A 15,705-nucleotide genomic window follows, 5' to 3' on the forward strand; every position below is an offset into this window, starting at 1 on the left:
GCATTCAGCGATTGACTACCGCCCGCCGTTCGAGGTCCATTCGGAATGGATCAACCAGTCCGCGATTGAACCCGCGGCTGCTTAGGAAACCAAGAAAAGGAGCCTCTACGAAACCCGGTGCTTGACAGGCCTACGAGATCAGTCAGTGGATCTATGGGCGGCGTGTGGCCAGGAACGGGCATGTCAGCTGGGCGCGCAACTATTACTCGGTGCCGTTTGAGCACATCGGATCCAAAGTCGATCTGCGCATCACCGACCGCAGCCTCGAAGTCTACCGCGGGGACCAGCGAGTCACGACTCACCTGCTGCTGCCAGAGACTGCGGTCAATGAGTATCGCACGAATGATGCTGACCTTCCTGCTGGGGACAGATACCATCCGTGGGACGCGGCCCGGATACGCCAATGGGCCGAGAGGATCGGGGCGTCGACGCTGGTCGTCATCAATCGCATCTTCGAGTCCGTAGCCATCGACGAGCAAGGACTCAACCCGGCGTTGGCGGTGTTGAGACTCTCCCGCCGCTACTCAGCGGAGCGGGTCGAAGCCGCTTGCCGGATTACGCTGGCGGGGCCGGTGCGGTCGCCACGGTATGCGCATGTGCAACCGATCCTTGCCACCGGTCAGGACCAGGCCAGACCAGCCCGGACCGAGCCTGTCGAGCACGGCGGCTACGTCCGCGGTGCGTCCTACTACGCAGGAGGCACTCGGTGACCTCGATCGATACAGAGACTAAACGCAAACTGCGCGAAATGGGCGCGGTGGCCCTGCTGGAGGCACTCGAGTCCCAAGACGAGGACCTGACCATGGGAATGAGCTTCGACGAACGGTTGCGACTGGTCGTCGATGAAGCCCATTCGGTATTCAATCACGCCAAAATCGAGGGACTCATCCGCAGGGCCGGCTTGCGCTACCCGGCAGCCGACCTGCGTCAACTCGACAAGGTCGATGAACGCGGCCTGGATCAGAATGTGATCGCCCAGCTGGGGACCTGCAGCTTCATCGATCGGGGACAGAACGTCGTCTTCCAAGGGTTCACCGGTTCCGGGAAATCGTACCTGGGGTGCGCCTTGGCCAAACGGGCCTGCCAGCACCGGATCCGTGCGCACTATATTCGCATGCCTGATCTTGAAGAAGCTTGGGCGCAGGCGTTGGACAAACCGATGGGCACGACGAAGTTCTTGAAGAAGTACGCCGCGTTCAGCGTTCTCGTGATAGACGAATGGTTGCTCGATCATCCTGATGAGTCGATGCGCAGCATGCTGTTGGAACTGCTCGAACGCCGCTACGACTGTGCGTCGACGGTGTTCTGCACCCAGTATGCGAAGAAGGACTGGCATCAACGACTCGGGTCCGGAGTCCACGCGGATGCGATCATGGACCGGATCGTGCACAACACGGTCTGGGTCGAGACCGGCAGTCACAATATGCGAGAACATGCTGCTTTGAACCAGTGACGATGAGCTGATGGGCGGCCAGTGGCCCCGACGTCCACGGCTGCTGGCCCCCACAGGCAATATCGGTGGCCCCCAACCGCACGATCGGGTGGCCCCCAAAGCTTCAAATACTCAGTCAAGAGGCTCTCCGCGCAAGAAGACCCAAGATAACGAACGTTTTAGGGCCACCGGCGAGCTGTCCTGAGCGATGTGAGTCGCAGCGGTAAATGGCACGTTTTTCGCCTGAGTTCCACAATTTTAGTGCCCCGGAAAACGGCCCGGCAGTAACGCGGCCGCGATCAGTCTCGCCGGCCCGGTGACCTCGGGATCGAACGTAATATCTTGGCCACCCACACGCCCGGTGAACTCGCGCAACGGCCGCAGGGACGTGATGATCTTCTTCAACGACACCCCAGTCTCGTCCTGCATGAACCTAGCTACCGCCAACGCCGTGAACACGACAGTCAGGTGAGCCTCGATAGCGTCCCTGGTGCGGTGGAAGATCGGCCTGGCTTTGAGGTCGGTCTTCGACATCCGAAACGACTGCTCCACATGCCACAGGTCGTGATAACTACTGATGACCTCGACTGCCGACATGACGTCGGCGGGAATGTTGCTGACGTATCCCTTATAGCCTGATAGCTTCATCGCCCGCTTGTACGAGGACTCGTCGAAGGCCTTCTCCTCGTCTGTGACTTTGACGAACCGGGCCTTCTTCGCCGGCTTCTGTCCCTCGATGATTTCCAGTGCTTTGTTCCTCTGCAGGTTCAGAGTCTGCTCATCGCGCATCGCTCGCTTGCGCCGGTACTGCCACACCACCCGCCACGCATCTGGGAAGGCTTCAGCCGACCAGACGGGCTCTCGCTTCTTCTTCACCCTCTCCGGATCGAGCCGCTTGGCCCCTTTCGGGGTGATGGTGTCGATGACCTGCCCGTCAGCAGCCCACTCGCCGTTCCACCTAAAGTGCGTCGCCAGATCGTGCGGTGCTTTCGTCTGCCTCGACCCGACGATGAATCGCAGCCCGGCCTTGTCGAGTTCGGTAAGGTTCTTTGCCGACAGCATGCCGGCATCGGCGGCGACGACCATATCGGTGACACCATGCCGGTCCTGGAACGCCTTGATGACAGGAATGATCGTGTGAGTCTCGGCTTTCGACCCCTCATAGCAGCCGATCTCGAGTGGGAACCCGGTCCGATCAACCAGCAGGCCGACAACGATTTGAGGATCGACACGGCGTTCCTTCGAATACCCAACCTGCCTCAGGTTATCTTCCTTCTCAGCCTCGAAATATAAAGTCGTGACGTCATAAAGGAGGAGGCTGATCCCTGTCGTTGCGACACTGTGGTCGAAACACTTGCCAGCGATCTGCGCCCGGTAATCGCGGTCGCGTGCTCGGGCTAAACAGTTGAGGAATGTGTTGTGATGAGGCGGATCAATGCCGAGCTCGGCAAGGACACGGATACTATCGGCCTTCGACGTCGGTTCCACCAGACGCGCCAGCACGAGGTCGAAGAACGCCTGATCATCGACGACCTCGCCGAAGCCCAGTCGCTTCCAGGACTCGGCGATCGCGTCGATGAGCATGGAAGAGCGTGAGCCCACAACAGTTCTGGCTCGCGGGGGCGTGGCATCTTCAGTGGGCAACCCCAGTTCGAGTTCGAGCTGTTGGGCTGCACCGTAGGAGGCGAGTTTGTCTTCACCAGCCGCCAGCAGCGCGGACAGTTCTGCTGGTGTATGAGCAGATCCGAGGTGTTCGAGAACGGAGACCTTCCCGCGGTGTTTACGCACGATCTGCACGGCCGTAGCTCCAGATCCGGTGGTGACTTTCCGCAGGCGAGGCGACATGAACCTATCGTAGACAGCCGGTTAGTGTCCCACAAACGGACCTTACGAGTCTGTGACCAGGACGAACGCAACACAACTCGCCAAAACGTCACTCAGTTGTGGAACTCAGGTTTTAGGGCCACCGGCGAGCTGTCCTGAGCGATGTGAGTCGCAGCGGTAAATGGCACGTTTTTCGCGGCACCTAGTGGCCGATGAGGGGGAGCCTGCCGAGCTGCCTCTACAGCCTCGGGTGACAACTCGTCGAGGTCGATCACGGTCTGCACCCGCTAGATCTGAGTGAGCAGTCAGTCCACGAGGAAGAAGTTGCCTGCGGCGACCCGGAGGATGGCCGCGATGGCGGTTGTGTGGGCGACGCCGCATGGCCCCTCGCTTTTTACGCAGATTTCCTCGAATCAATCCATCGACACTGTCATTGATAGCTGATAGCTGATAGATTAGAGTAATACACTCTAAGGATAGTCTCAATATATTCTATTCGTTACACTTAGGGAAGTTGCGTTGTGTTTACTCATATATTTTATTCTCATCTTCACGGCGCTTCAGTTCGTGTTTCGATGGATCGCCCGCAGCAACAGCATGATGGTGACTATTATTGCACTGTGAATATCCAATGCGCCAAAGCAGAGGTTGACACTTCAATGAATGCTTACGGCGTTGACCCCTTCCAGGCGATCGAAGCTGCTGTCACTATTGCTCGCGCTCAGATGAAGCACATGGATCCTGAACTTATTGTTAGCTAAGCAACCCCTTTAAGACTCCGCTAATTATTCGAGCGTCAACTTAGTTTGGAGAGATAATGAGTTTCATGCCAATTATTTCCACCGCAGCCAGCATCCTACTGATTTTCGGTGGCGCTGGGGGTTCGGCATCGCCTCAAGGTGCCTCTTCCAGCTCTAACGCTTCCAATTTAATCTGCTCAGAGGTTAGAACGGCTGCTGCGGCAGCGGGTGACGTCAAGCCGATGACAGCGAAAGAAACCTGCGAGAACGAATATAACTACAATATCGATAGCTGCAAAAAGCGCTTTCCGGGGAATACTAATACTGCAAAACAAGACCGAGCGCAATGTTATTCGAATGCAATGAGAGCTTATGCGGATTGCCTTAAGGGTGCGGATTAATGACTCTTCATAAATAGGGCCTGTGAGCTTCGGCGATAATTGGCGGCACCCTTCCATCGCACAGTGGCGGTGCAGGCACTATATGGTCCCGGCGTGTCCTGGTAAGTTTCGAGGATGAGCGATCAGCAGCACCAGAGTTGGCAAAGAGGCGACCATATTTAAGGGCGCACTGCCGAAGGCGCAGCTGTCTTCTCGGCTGGTCGAGAGCAACCTTGTACCGTCATCGGCAAGCCGCCAGAACTTTCGACCCTCTGGCCCAGTCGAAGTGTGATGGCAGAGCCGGGCGCACCCCCGTCATCCGCAGGGAACGGACGCCGTTGTGAACAATGGGTGTTCCTGCTATTCGACGAGCGAGCGTGCCCGTCGGTAGAAAGTTGCCCTGGACATTCCGAGGTCTCGCGCCGCTTGCGCAGCCGGTTCACCGCCTTCGATGAGACGGATAGCGTTGCGGACCTGGCTATCGGTGATACGGCGGGGTCGGCCGCCCAGATCAAGGCCGGCGTCACGGCGTTTCTTGATGGAGTCAGTGATGCGTTCGCGTTTGATCTCGTGTTCCATCTGTGCCAAAGCGGCCATGATCGTAAACAGCATCGATCCTATCGGCGTCGCAGTGTCCACATCTCCGCCGCCGAGGTTGAGCACCCGCAAACCGGCACCACGGCCTCGGAGCTCTTCGGCGAAGGTCAGCATATTCTGCGTCGAGCGGCCTAAGCGGTCGAGCGTGGTGATAACGAGAGTGTCACCGTCAATGAGCGCGTCGAGGGCTCGATTGAACTCGGGTCGTGAAGCGCGTGCGCCCGAGACGCCGTGGTCGACGTAGAGGTCATCGCGGCGAACGCCGGCGGCGAGGAGGTCGGTTTGTTGTCGGTCGGTAGATTGATCGCGGGTTGATACGCGCGCGTATCCAATGAGTTTCGCCATACGAGTGCTCCAATGTGTCTCATAACTAACGGTCAGTACACCGATTCATCACTCAGGTTACAAGACATAGTTATAAGAATTTCTCACCTGGCCAACACAGCTGAGAATTCGCGGAACTCAGTTCGGCCCGAAAGCTCAGAATCGGTGTATTGATGAGACGTCGCGTATCCCTAGGAATACGAGACGTCTCACCGGCGTCGTAGCTTTGCGCTTTCACGGTGAACCGATTTCCGCGATTTCTATGTCAGTTTCAGAAGTGGGCTGCAAAGAGTTCAGACCTCGCCTGCACACACGAACCTGCTTCCCGGCTCAAGGACGACCGACTTTGTCTGGCGCCATCAGGTACCGCGGGGTGACGAGATTTTAACCCAGCGACCGCCCATATCAACCACCGACGAACTCTCAGGTAGCATTAAGATTCGTCCCCTCCCCCTCTGGAAAGGCTTCTCGTTTGATCCCCTCCGATAGACCCCTAGCAAGCGATCGGCTCACAAAGCCCTACCGAAGGGCACTCACCTTTGGCATGTTTTTGTTCTTGCATCAGGTGTAATGAGTTCTGCTCCCGCTCAGGCATCGTCGACAGAGAACGCGAACAACGACAGCTCTCAAGTCACTGTTGATCTCGACCACCCTATAGCGTTCGGCGGTGCTTTGACTATTGCTCAAGACTCTGCTACCGATCATCAGGCCACCGTCGAATCTTTCGAGTTCATGATCGGCAACGGTATTGGTCACTATATTTACGACTCCGACCTCTCACTCTCAGCCAATGAATCCCTGGCACTTGAAAATCTCGCGGACCAAGCTCCCGGCGGTACCCCAGCGATTACAGAGATCACTTTCGAGATCCCAGAGCAAGACTCAAGCCCCCATGCGCGCTCTACCACTCCTGACAAAGATCTGACCGAGTCAGTGGCCGAAGACGCGGAACAGGAGAAAGAACAGGACGCGGGAGATGTTGATCTTGCCAAGGTTCGAGACGCACAGATTGGTACTCAGGAAGCAGCCGAAGCAGAAGCCCAGGCAGCGGCCGACCCCAACAAGCCCTCCACACGAGCACACCCCAATGTGACTTGGTTCCAAACCAAGGACAATGTAAAAGGCAAAAGGCAACTCATCGTCATGGAGAGCTGGCTCAATTCATCCAACGCCAAGAAAGCGCCCTTCTGGTGGGGATCCGAAACTCAGCTCTACCAGCACAACAAGAAACTGTCATCCAAGAAGGTCCGCCCATTTTGCCCTGCTGATACAGACGATCGGTTTTGGGCCGACGCTCGCCTTAAAGGCGCGTCAATGACCATGGTCGTCAACGACGGTACGGGAGACAGCTCCCTGAAGAAAATGGAGACATACATCGACAAAGAGCACTCGTCGGATGAGTGCTCTAAAGGAGCAATCGGGTTCGGCATCGGCAAACCAGCGGCCATGCCCGACATGAAGTTTAAGAACGGGAAGACGACAACTCACCAGACCGTGTATGTCGACATGAGGCTCAAGCCGGGAAAGAACTCATGGAGCCACGTATCGGCTGCGACTAAGTATGTGCAGAACAACTGCAATCCCCAGCCCGCAGGAACGAAATGCATGGGCCTTGGCCTCAACCCAGCGCGAAACTGGCCAGCCAGCCTCGGAGGGCCTAAATCAACCGACATGCTGTTGCTGAATGCTAACCGCAACTGGCGGACACCGACCCACTTCTCGTGGGACGAGTACGCTGATAAACGACCGAAAGCACTGAAATGACCAAAGCCTTGGAACATCAATCAGCAAGGTGGAAGCACCTCTTTTCCCCATGGCCGCTGGCTGGAATCGGAATTGCATTTCTTGTCTGCTCATACGTCGCTGGTTACATTCAGACTCACATGTTGAATGGGATTGCGGGTGGGCGCGGTTGCGCCACACCGCCACCGGGTACTGAAGTAGCTTCATATGGTGTCACGATGAACCCGTTGCCTCCTGCGGCTGCATGCCACCAGGTAGTCAATAGTGCAACCGCCACTTTCGACCAGGTTGAAATCCACTGGCTCGGCCCAGCTCTCTTCCTGTTCATTCTTGCAAGCGGTTGCCTCCTTGCTTCGTTGTGCGTCGCTGGATATCGCTTAGTTCGATTCTTCAAATAGCCTCAACAAGATCTGTCTACAAACCCTAGGGATACGCGACAGTCCTCTACGCTGCTGAGTTCAGGGGGCTGTCCCCGACACTGCACCCCACTAGTAATCGGCCGTAGCAAACACTAGGCACGTGTGAATGGCTTCAGAATCAAGTTGGGAATCTACCTCGTTCGTGCGATGTCAACGAGGTAATCGAACTATAGAATTTCGAAGCCATCACCCCACGTAAAGGATCAAAATACACATGACAAGTGTCAAAGGGACTGATGCAGGGTTTGGTGACATCTAATCTGGCTTGTACACAAGCAAGCCTGGAAGGATAGACACCATGCCACAGCCCTACCCACAAGAATTCCGCGATGACGTCGTCCGCGTCGTGATGGGCCGCGACAAGAACACAACAATTGCCCAGATCGCCAAGGACTTCGGCGTCCACGAAGCCACCATCACCAAATGGGTCCGCCAAGCCGAGATTGATGCCGGCAACAAACCCGGCAACACCACCGAGGAATCAACCGAACTGCGAGAACTGCGTCGGCGGACCCGCCTGCTGGAGCAGGAGAACGAGGTCCTACGCCGTGCCGCCGCTTATCTATCGCAGGCGAATCTGCCGTCAAAAGGCTCTACCCGCTCGTGAGAGAGCTCGCCGCCGACGGAATCCCCGTTGCGGTGTCGTGCCGGGTTTTGAAGCTCTCCCGCCAGCCCTACTACCGGTGGCTGGAAGCACCGATTCCCGAAGCCGACGTCACCGAGGCGTATCGGGCCAACGCCCTCTTTGATGCCCACCGTGATGACCCGGAGTTCGGATACCGGTACCTCGCTGACGAAGCCGAAGCGAGTGGCCAGCCCATGGCGGTGCGCACCGCGTGGCGGTTGTGCTCGACCAATGCCTGGTTCTCGGCCTTCGGCAAGGGCCGGGCTAAGAACGGGAAGAAATCCGGCCCGCCCGTCCACGACGATCTGTGCGCGGTTGTCGACGCCGATGGGAAGACCAGACACGAGTTCCGAGCCGATGCCCCGAATCAGCTCTGGCTGACCGACATCTCGGAGCACCATACCGATGAGGGCAAGCTGTACTTGTGCGCGGTCAAGGACGCCTACTCGGCGCGGATCGTTGGCTACTCGATCAGCTCGAGGATGAAGGCTCGGCTGGCTGTCGATGCCCTCGAGATGGCTGTGACCAGGCGGGGTGACGTGGCCGGATGTGTGACGCATAGCGATAGAGGCTCACAGTTCAGATCGAAGAAATTCACTCGCACACTGGACCGCCACGGCATCATCGGATCGATGGGACGAGTCGGCGCGGCTGGCGATAACGCCGCGATGGAATCGTTCTTCGCTCTGTTGCAGAAGAACGTTCTCGACCGTCGCCGGTGGGCCACCAGGGATCAGTTGAGAATCGCGATCGTGACCTGGATCGAGCGGACATATCACCGACGTCGTCGACAAGCCCGGTTGGGTCGATTGACACCAGTGGAGTACGAAGCAATCATAGAGCCAGCTGCTCTCGCAGCATGACACTCACGCTGTCACCCTTCTTTGCATCAGTCCCAAATTCTTTGAGAGACAGTTGACTGACATGTACACGCAGGTAGTTCAAACTGAGAACTGGCGGCTCCGCCTCATCCCTTTGGTGGCTTCTTCCATTGCTGAGACAGTTCTGGGCGGGACAGTCTCAGCCGATGGCGAGGGAACGCTTACACTCCATACCGGAGCGATGTATGGGCCGGTTAGCGCAAGCTTCGAATTGCTTGATCAATCGCCAGGGGAATCAGCCGGTGCATGGGAAGACGTTGTCGAGCTGGGTGCACGAGCAACTGACTCCGAACCGTTGGCGCTGGTTGGAATCTTCAGCGATAGTGTTGAAGTCGACGAGAACGACACCGGCGCGGCAGTGCTCGAAGGCGGTCAAGAATATCGCGTCCGCATTCATGTGCGTGGCCGAGATGATTCGGGAACCGACGAGCTGATCGAACCCAACCTTCCCGCAAGAGACCACTTACTCATCCAAGTGTGGCCATCGGTCGTTACCGAACCTGAAGTCTTGAAAATGACGTCGGCCAAGGCGAAAAGCGACGATGAAAACCCCGAGTTCTACAGTGGTTCCGGTGCTCTCACCCTCGGAATGGGGGATCCGGACTTTGAGGCGCTCAAAGCTCAGAGCCTTAGGGACGCAGGAGAGTAGTCATCCGAAAGCGAAATGAAGGTTCCGTCGCTTGTCAGAAGCATCGGAGCGGCGGGACTTTCGTTACGCCGTGGCCATTGACATCGGTCCGAAATGGTGCGCGTTGCATAGCGGGATCACTTGGCTCGTTGTTAGTTCTCAAAAGTGGGCGATTCGCAGCCTCAGCCTGTCTCATAACTTACCTGTCTTAAAACCCATGTCATGCGAGACTCCTTGCGGCTGGAGCTCAAACACGCAGTCAATGAGATTCGCCCCGCCACTGAGTGTTGTCATAAGACCGCCATTTATCGCTGAAGCTCACACAGCCACTGAGAGAACAGCCTCGGAGCAACCAGTCGCGGAGAGATCATCCGCAGACCCACGCACACGAAGAAGGATCCGGTGCACACGAAGAAGGACCCGGCCTCATGTTTATGAGACCGGGTCCTTCGTGCGGTGGAGGTAAGGGGATTCGAACCCCTGACCTTCTCCATGCCATGGAGACGCGCTACCAACTGCGCCATACCCCCGCTTGCTCGATCAATATTACTCAGGTGCACCCACGACGACAAATCGGGCGACAGTGACGCTGACCACATTGACTCTAGTGAGCATCGCCAAGCGCGTGGTCTCTGACGATGACCGGGGTCGGATGTGATCCCGGCCCCGGTCATCTGTCAGCGATCATCAGATCATCGGGCGCACCAGATAGAGGTATCTCGTGACTTCACGTTCGCGCTGCTCCTGCAGCCGCTCATCTCGAGCGAGCCTGCGGAACCGCGCGTTGCGACGCTCCAACGCGATCCGATCGTGATCCTTGGTGGTCTCTGGTGGACGGCGGGCCCATTGGATCAGCTTGAGCCCAGCACTCAGCGCAATACGCCGTGGATATGTGAATGGAAATGCCGTAGACAAAACGATTCCTTAATGTTTTCGGGCAGGGGAAATGCCCAAATGAGAGTTAGGGAAAATGTCCGATATCAAAGAGCTGCAGAACAACTCAATGAACCGAGTGAAAGCGACGTCCGGAATCTGGATCCGTTGCTGTTGCCGAACACAGTCGATGAAAACTCGCCCGAGGCACGCCTGTGGCGCGAGTAAGTTTCCGGCGATGTCACGGCGACTGCCGTCGGCAGATGTGATCAGTGAAATGGGTCCAGAGCCCAAAGGGTCGGTGAGGTTCGTGAAAGCACGTACCTGTAGAACTCCAGTGTCCTACGCGAGCTCGGCTCATGCCTCGATGCTGCGGATTAGCGCCAACGGTGGCGTCAGTGCGGCGTGGAGGCAGGACGACCCTGCGGGAGAAACGTACCGGTGTTCACGTGACCGGTGGAGAAAGACGAGAGATGCGGCTGGATTCAGCCGACGAGTCCTTGTCCGCCAGTCAAGCAGGCAGTGATTCCGATCCAGCGATGCTGGGGGTTGGGAAATGCGATGAGTTTCAACATTCTCCTGCGCTCCTTTCTTGGTCTTGGATCTCGTTTGAGCGGCGTCAGCGCTCAGAATGAATGGTTGCAATTGTGGGGTTTGTGCGAATCCGTAATTGCAATCTCGAATTTATCACAAATGAAGAACTCTGTGTGGTTTCTGGGCATTCTTTTTGTGAAACTTCTGCGACTAATGAGCACGGTGGCCTAATCGCGGATTATGGGGAGGGGAGATCTGATCTCCAGCCCAGTGTTTCCAGACTCGGGGTGCGCAGTCGAGGAATCCCCAGGCAGCGACGTAGAATCTTCTCAGACTCGCGACTTACTGGGAGAAGACAATGTCACAGGCACCTGCTACTGCTCGACGACTGGTCGTCGGATACATCGCCACCGACCGCGGACGTGACGCCATCGCTCTGGCGATCTCCATGGCACGATCGGCCGGCACCGAACTCATCATCACGATTGTCCGTCCGGAAGCCTCGACCTTCACCGCCGGCAACTCCATTCCGCAGGATGGGTCCGGGATCGTCTCACAGCAGCTCGAGGACTGGCTCGACGAAGCTCTCGCACTGGTGCCGGACGATGTCACGGCTCGAGGCGTCATCCACACCTCGTCGAACGAGTCCAAAGGGCTGATGGAGGTTGCTGAGGCCGAAGGTGCACTGGCCATCGTCATCGGTGCGCGAGCCACCACATTGATGCGCTCGTTCCGCATCGGGACTGTCGCGACCTCACTGCTGCACTCGTCCGAGGTCCCTGTCGTCTTGGCGCCAGCCGGCAACTCGGACATCGGCCCGATCTCACGCATCACAACCCTCTTCGGCGCCCGACCAGGCGCTGCGGCGCTCATCGGTGCGGCCGTGCAGTCCGCCGATGCCCTCGACGTAGATCTCCGTCTCCTGTCTCTGATCGAAAACGATGGTCTCGGCGAGGACGACACCGCGGAGATTCAGGAATTCGCCGAAGAATACGGGGGAGCGGTGCTGGCTGCACGTGCCGCGAAGATGTTCGAATCGGGCCGAGCCGTGGTCAAATCACAGGCCGGAGCCGACATCGAAGACGCCGCCGCCCACGTCGACTTCCAACCGGGCGAAATCGCATTCATCGGATCGAGTCGGCTCGGGCGAGGCGGGCGCGTCTTCATCGGCGCACGAGCCCGCCGACTGCTGCGTGTTCTGCCAGTCCCCGTGGTCGTCGTGCCCCGCAGAGCCGTCAGCGCTATCACTCCGCCGTGAGTCCCTCAGCTCCGACGCGCACGAACTTCACCGTCGACGGTCACCCGACCGCAGCATGGGTGCACTCCTCAGGCTCAAGCGCCCGTCCTGTGCTCATGGTCCACGGCTTCCGCGGCGACCACCACGGAATGGACCTCATCGCAGGCGCCATCCGAGACCGTGATGTCATCGTCGGTGACCTGCCCGGTTTCGGGCTCACGCCTCCGCTGGCGTCCGGTCTGAGCCTCGATGCCTACTGCGATCACCTGGCTGGCCTCGTCGCCGAGGTGACTCGGCGGTGGCAGGCTGCCCCGATCGTTCTCGGGCATTCCTTCGGCTCCATCCTTGTCGCGCACATGGCCGCTCGCCAACCGTCCACGGCGCCTGAGCTCATCCTCATCAATCCGATCACCACGCCCGCTCTCGAGGGTTCGGCCAAGGTGCTGACTGCCCTGACCCGTCTGTACTACGGTCTCGGTGCTCGGCTGCCGGAGACGATCGGGCACCAGCTGCTGGCCAACCCTGTGATCGTGCGTGCGATGAGCGAGGTCATGGCCACGACACGAGACCGCGGGCTGCGACGCTATATCCATGATCAGCATGCTCGTCACTTCTCCACCTTCAGCGATCGGACCTCGCTGGCAGAGGCCTTCGACGTCTCGGTCGCTCACACCGTCACCGAGGTGGCCGGGCAGCTGTCGATGCCCATGCTCGTCATCGCCGGGGACAAGGATGCCATCGCACCGATCGCGGCGACTCGCCGCTTCGTCTCAGACCTGGCCGATGCCAAGTTCGTCGAACTCTCCGGGGTCGGGCACCTGGTGCACTACGAACGACCGGATGCAGCCGCCTCGGCGATCATGGATTTCTGTCGCGGTCGGGACTGAACCTGTCACCGAGCCTCGACGATGAGCCCGACAACGGCAGCGCATTGAGAAATGGCAGAGAAAAGGGCCGATGCGAATCAACGCATCGGCCCTTTTGCTCGTGCCGTCAGATCTGGGGGCGGTCGCTGACCCAGTGGTAGACGATGGGTACGAGGAAGGCGAGGCAGGAGGCGAGCAGTCCAGCCCAGAAGAGCCAGAACTCGGTGCCAGGTGCTCCGAAGAATCCTGCGCCGAAGAGATACAGCCCGAAGATGAAGAGGGCGAACGAAACGATGAAGACAATAACGTCAGCGAACGATGCTGAGTTCCGAGTTCTCTTCGTTGTGGCGATATTGGACATATTCTCCTCCGACGGTCATTGGGTGCAGGCTCACACACACTGCACGTAAGTCTACATGTCGTAGAGAAGATTCCGGAGCTGGCAGTCGCCGAAGTCGCGGCGATTATCCGTCAGTCGCGTTCGGTGCTTCGCTCCGGGACCAGCCAACCCAGCAGAGCGGAGACGATCGAGACGATGACTGCGGCGATGATGGCCGAGGGGAAGAAGGAGTCGATGGTGAACTCGAATGGGGTGAAGCCGCTGAGCCAACTGGTCAGAGCCAAGATGACCGCATTGATGACGATCGAGAACAGACCCAAGGTCAGACACGTGATCGGTGCCGAGACAAAGCTGAGGATGGGTTTGATGAACGCATTCGCCAAACCGAAGATCAACCCGACGACGAGGTAGGAGATGATCGTGGCGGCGATCGTGCCGGTCTGGTCTTCGACAACCTGGTTTCCTTCGATGGCGACGCCAGGCAGAATCCAAGCCGCAACCCAGATCGCACATGTGTTGACGACAACTCTCAAGAGGAAATTCATAGAGATATCGTCGCATTCTCGTCTGCATTCTTTCTGAGTCACGGGTGAGAATGAGGTCCGTGCCGGCGGCCTGTCTCCTGGTCTTCGCCGAGGCGTGGGGGCGACAGGATTGCACACCGTGTGATGCCGATGGTGAGCAAGCTCAAGTGACTAAGTGCCTATGGACCCTCGTGCACGCGGTCCGATCCCGGTAGCCTGGGAGGAGCGCCTATTGAGCGCTGACAGTGACAGCAGCGTGCATCTACCGAGTGATTTGATCCAGGTCACCACGGCGGCACCGATCCCCATCACCATGATGGGGGAGAAACTGGATTGATATGCCCAGCAATGAAACCCGCATCAGACCTGACGAGACGGCAGCACCGAAGCTGCTCAAGATCGTGGGCCCCAGCTACTTTCCGATCGCCTTCGTGGCCCGCCTGCCCTACGCCATGGTCGTCATCGGTGTCCTCACCCTTGTCGTCGCCGGCCGAGACTCGCTGAGCCTCGGCGGAATCAACTCCGCCATGGTCGGACTGGGAACGGCGATCTTCGGCTCCTTCATCGGGGCCGCCGCCGACCGCTGGGGCCAGCGCCGCGTGCTGTTGACCATCGGCCTGCTCAACAGCATCGCACTGATCTTCATGGCCTGGGTGGTCTTCAGCCCCCTGCCCGATTCCGTGGTGCTCATCGCCGCCTTCGCCATCGGTGCCACCGCCCCGCAGGTCGCCCCGATGTCACGCTCGCGTCTCGTCGAGATCATCATGTCCAAGCTCGCGGGCCCCAGACAGCAGAAGACGCTCAACTCGACGATGGCCTACGAGTCGGCCGCCGATGAGTTCGTCTTCGTCTTCGGTCCCTTCATCGTCGGTCTCCTCGCCACGACCCTCCACCCGGTGGCGCCGATCATCGGCGCGGTGATCATGACCTTGGTCTTCGTGACCTCATTCGCCATCCACCCCACAGGCCGTGCGCACGTGAGCACGTCGACACAGCCTCGTGCCCAGGCACCGGCGAAGGAACTGTTCACCTTCGGCGTGTTCGTCGTCGTCCTCGGCGTCTTCGGCATCGGACTCGTCTTCGGGTCAACGCTGACGGCGCTGACCTCGCTGACGAACGATCTCGGACGTCCCGAGGAAGCGGGAATCGTCTACGGCGTCATGGGCATCGGCTCAGCGATTCTGGCCATCACCGTCGCGCTGTTCTCACCACGTTACGCCCTCTGGGCCAGGCTGCTGTCCTTTGCACCGCTGATGCTCATCGGCTCCGTGATCATGGCGTCCTCGACCTCGATGGTCACCGTGGTCATCGCGCTTCTGCTCATGGGCTGCGCGGTCGGGCCGACGCTGGTGACATTGTTCAGCCTCGCCGCCGAACGCAGTCCGCTCGGTCGTTCTGCCACGGTCATGTCGATGGCCGGGTCCGCGATCATCGTCGGTCAGTCGGTGGCATCGGCAGTCAACGGAATCCTCGCCGAGGAGGCCGGAACCTCGGCCGCAATGGCTGTCCCGATGGCGGCTTCCGCACTTGTGCTCGTCGCGGGCCTGCTCAACCTCCTCTGCGGCAGAAAAGCCCGAAAAAGAGACCTGGTTCACTCGTAGTTTCCGCTTATTGGGACAGCGTGTCCCAGCATTGGGAGCGTGTGACCTGAGCAATATCCGGGAGTAGCATTGCCGGTTGTTCACAGTGAATCGCGCACCAGAACGACAGTGCGCGTTTGCACGCCACAACGGAAAGC

The 15,705-nt window shown here is 58.6% G+C and carries 15 protein-coding genes and 1 tRNA gene; 10 read left to right on the plus strand and 6 right to left on the minus strand.

Annotation, left to right across the window (positions count from 1 at the left end):
* Positions 1–137: 137 nt before the first annotated feature.
* Both BAUR9175_RS15110 and BAUR9175_RS15115 read left to right on the plus strand, forming a co-directional pair.
* Positions 138–710, plus strand: coding sequence for a Mu transposase domain-containing protein (locus tag BAUR9175_RS15110; protein WP_373270370.1), 573 nt, complete (start codon positions 138–140; stop codon positions 708–710).
* A complete protein-coding gene (locus BAUR9175_RS15115; RefSeq protein WP_009884450.1) occupies positions 707–1,453 on the plus strand; it encodes an ATP-binding protein in 747 nt (248 codons plus the stop codon). The genes BAUR9175_RS15110 and BAUR9175_RS15115 overlap by 4 nt, the downstream gene beginning before the upstream one ends.
* Positions 1,454–1,690: 237 nt before the next feature.
* Here the strand turns inward: BAUR9175_RS15115 and BAUR9175_RS15120 are convergent, their stop codons facing one another.
* Positions 1,691–3,277: an IS1634 family transposase gene (locus BAUR9175_RS15120; protein WP_164513812.1), complete on the minus strand. Its 1,587-nt coding sequence runs from the start codon at positions 3,275–3,277 to the stop codon at positions 1,691–1,693.
* 500 nt (positions 3,278–3,777) lie between these two features.
* Between BAUR9175_RS15120 and BAUR9175_RS19960 the strand changes: the two genes are divergently transcribed.
* Together BAUR9175_RS19960 and BAUR9175_RS19200 are read left to right on the plus strand one after the other, a co-directional pair.
* Positions 3,778–4,017, plus strand: coding sequence for a DUF6968 family protein (locus BAUR9175_RS19960; protein WP_371860658.1), 240 nt, complete (start codon positions 3,778–3,780; stop codon positions 4,015–4,017).
* 56 nt (positions 4,018–4,073) lie between these two features.
* A complete protein-coding gene (locus BAUR9175_RS19200) occupies positions 4,074–4,397 on the plus strand; it encodes a hypothetical protein (protein ID WP_141322640.1) in 324 nt (107 codons plus the stop codon).
* Positions 4,398–4,736: 339 nt separating this feature from the next.
* Here BAUR9175_RS19200 and BAUR9175_RS15125 read toward each other — a convergent pair whose 3' ends face one another.
* Positions 4,737–5,318: a recombinase family protein gene (locus BAUR9175_RS15125; RefSeq protein ID WP_009884202.1), complete on the minus strand. Its 582-nt coding sequence runs from the start codon at positions 5,316–5,318 to the stop codon at positions 4,737–4,739.
* A gap of 549 nt (positions 5,319–5,867) precedes the next feature.
* On the opposite strand from BAUR9175_RS15125, the gene BAUR9175_RS15130 reads away from it, so the two are divergent.
* The 3 genes from BAUR9175_RS15130 to BAUR9175_RS15140 all read left to right on the plus strand — a co-directional run bounded on the left by BAUR9175_RS15130 (position 5,868) and on the right by BAUR9175_RS15140 (position 9,614).
* Positions 5,868–7,061, plus strand: coding sequence for a hypothetical protein (locus tag BAUR9175_RS15130; protein ID WP_096147181.1), 1,194 nt, complete (start codon positions 5,868–5,870; stop codon positions 7,059–7,061).
* Positions 7,062–7,757: 696 nt separating this feature from the next.
* A protein-coding gene (locus BAUR9175_RS15135) for an IS3 family transposase (protein WP_101584292.1) occupies positions 7,758–8,947 on the plus strand; the annotation gives its coding sequence in 2 pieces (ribosomal slippage) (positions 7,758–8,042 and positions 8,045–8,947; 1,188 coding nt in all).
* Positions 8,948–9,008: 61 nt separating this feature from the next.
* Positions 9,009–9,614: a hypothetical protein gene (locus BAUR9175_RS15140; RefSeq protein ID WP_101584306.1), complete on the plus strand. Its 606-nt coding sequence runs from the start codon at positions 9,009–9,011 to the stop codon at positions 9,612–9,614.
* Between the two features lie 436 nt (positions 9,615–10,050).
* On the opposite strand, the gene BAUR9175_RS15145 is transcribed toward BAUR9175_RS15140, so the two are convergent.
* Positions 10,051–10,123, minus strand: a tRNA-Ala gene (locus BAUR9175_RS15145).
* 157 nt (positions 10,124–10,280) lie between these two features.
* Positions 10,281–10,508, minus strand: a complete 228-nt coding sequence (locus BAUR9175_RS19205) for a hypothetical protein (RefSeq protein WP_125178134.1) — start codon at positions 10,506–10,508, stop codon at positions 10,281–10,283.
* Positions 10,509–11,358: 850 nt separating this feature from the next.
* On the opposite strand from BAUR9175_RS19205, the gene BAUR9175_RS15150 reads away from it, so the two are divergent.
* Both BAUR9175_RS15150 and BAUR9175_RS15155 read left to right on the plus strand, forming a co-directional pair.
* A complete protein-coding gene (locus BAUR9175_RS15150; RefSeq protein ID WP_069600095.1) occupies positions 11,359–12,258 on the plus strand; it encodes a universal stress protein in 900 nt (299 codons plus the stop codon).
* Complete coding sequence (locus tag BAUR9175_RS15155) at positions 12,255–13,124, plus strand: alpha/beta fold hydrolase (protein WP_009882458.1); 870 nt, start codon at positions 12,255–12,257, stop codon at positions 13,122–13,124. The genes BAUR9175_RS15150 and BAUR9175_RS15155 overlap by 4 nt, the downstream gene beginning before the upstream one ends.
* A 106-nt stretch (positions 13,125–13,230) precedes the next feature.
* Here the strand turns inward: BAUR9175_RS15155 and BAUR9175_RS15160 are convergent, their stop codons facing one another.
* Both BAUR9175_RS15160 and BAUR9175_RS15165 read right to left on the minus strand, forming a co-directional pair.
* Positions 13,231–13,464, minus strand: coding sequence for a hypothetical protein (locus tag BAUR9175_RS15160; RefSeq protein ID WP_009882457.1), 234 nt, complete (start codon positions 13,462–13,464; stop codon positions 13,231–13,233).
* A 110-nt stretch (positions 13,465–13,574) separates the two neighbouring features.
* Entirely contained in the window at positions 13,575–13,988 is a 414-nt protein-coding gene (locus tag BAUR9175_RS15165) for a phage holin family protein (protein WP_096145512.1), read from the minus strand.
* Positions 13,989–14,305: 317 nt separating this feature from the next.
* Between BAUR9175_RS15165 and BAUR9175_RS15170 the strand changes: the two genes are divergently transcribed.
* Positions 14,306–15,568, plus strand: coding sequence for an MFS transporter (locus tag BAUR9175_RS15170; RefSeq protein WP_096145513.1), 1,263 nt, complete (start codon positions 14,306–14,308; stop codon positions 15,566–15,568).
* The last annotated feature ends 137 nt before the right edge of the window (positions 15,569–15,705 follow it).

The sequence above is a fragment of the Brevibacterium aurantiacum genome (genome assembly GCF_900169065.1).
GTDB classification, from domain to species: domain Bacteria; phylum Actinomycetota; class Actinomycetes; order Actinomycetales; family Brevibacteriaceae; genus Brevibacterium; species Brevibacterium aurantiacum.

Coding starts and splice junctions, on each gene's coding strand:
- BAUR9175_RS15120 (WP_164513812.1), bottom strand. CDS start 3,277: ATGTCGCCTCGCCTGCGGAAAGTCACCACCGGATCTGGAGCTACGGCC.
- BAUR9175_RS19200 (WP_141322640.1), top strand. CDS start 4,074: ATGAGTTTCATGCCAATTATTTCCACCGCAGCCAGCATCCTACTGATT.
- BAUR9175_RS15125 (WP_009884202.1), bottom strand. CDS start 5,318: ATGGCGAAACTCATTGGATACGCGCGCGTATCAACCCGCGATCAATCT.
- BAUR9175_RS15130 (WP_096147181.1), top strand. CDS start 5,868: ATGAGTTCTGCTCCCGCTCAGGCATCGTCGACAGAGAACGCGAACAAC.
- BAUR9175_RS15140 (WP_101584306.1), top strand. CDS start 9,009: ATGTACACGCAGGTAGTTCAAACTGAGAACTGGCGGCTCCGCCTCATC.
- BAUR9175_RS15150 (WP_069600095.1), top strand. CDS start 11,359: ATGTCACAGGCACCTGCTACTGCTCGACGACTGGTCGTCGGATACATC.
- BAUR9175_RS15160 (WP_009882457.1), bottom strand. CDS start 13,464: ATGTCCAATATCGCCACAACGAAGAGAACTCGGAACTCAGCATCGTTC.
- BAUR9175_RS15165 (WP_096145512.1), bottom strand. CDS start 13,988: ATGAATTTCCTCTTGAGAGTTGTCGTCAACACATGTGCGATCTGGGTT.
- BAUR9175_RS15170 (WP_096145513.1), top strand. CDS start 14,306: ATGCCCAGCAATGAAACCCGCATCAGACCTGACGAGACGGCAGCACCG.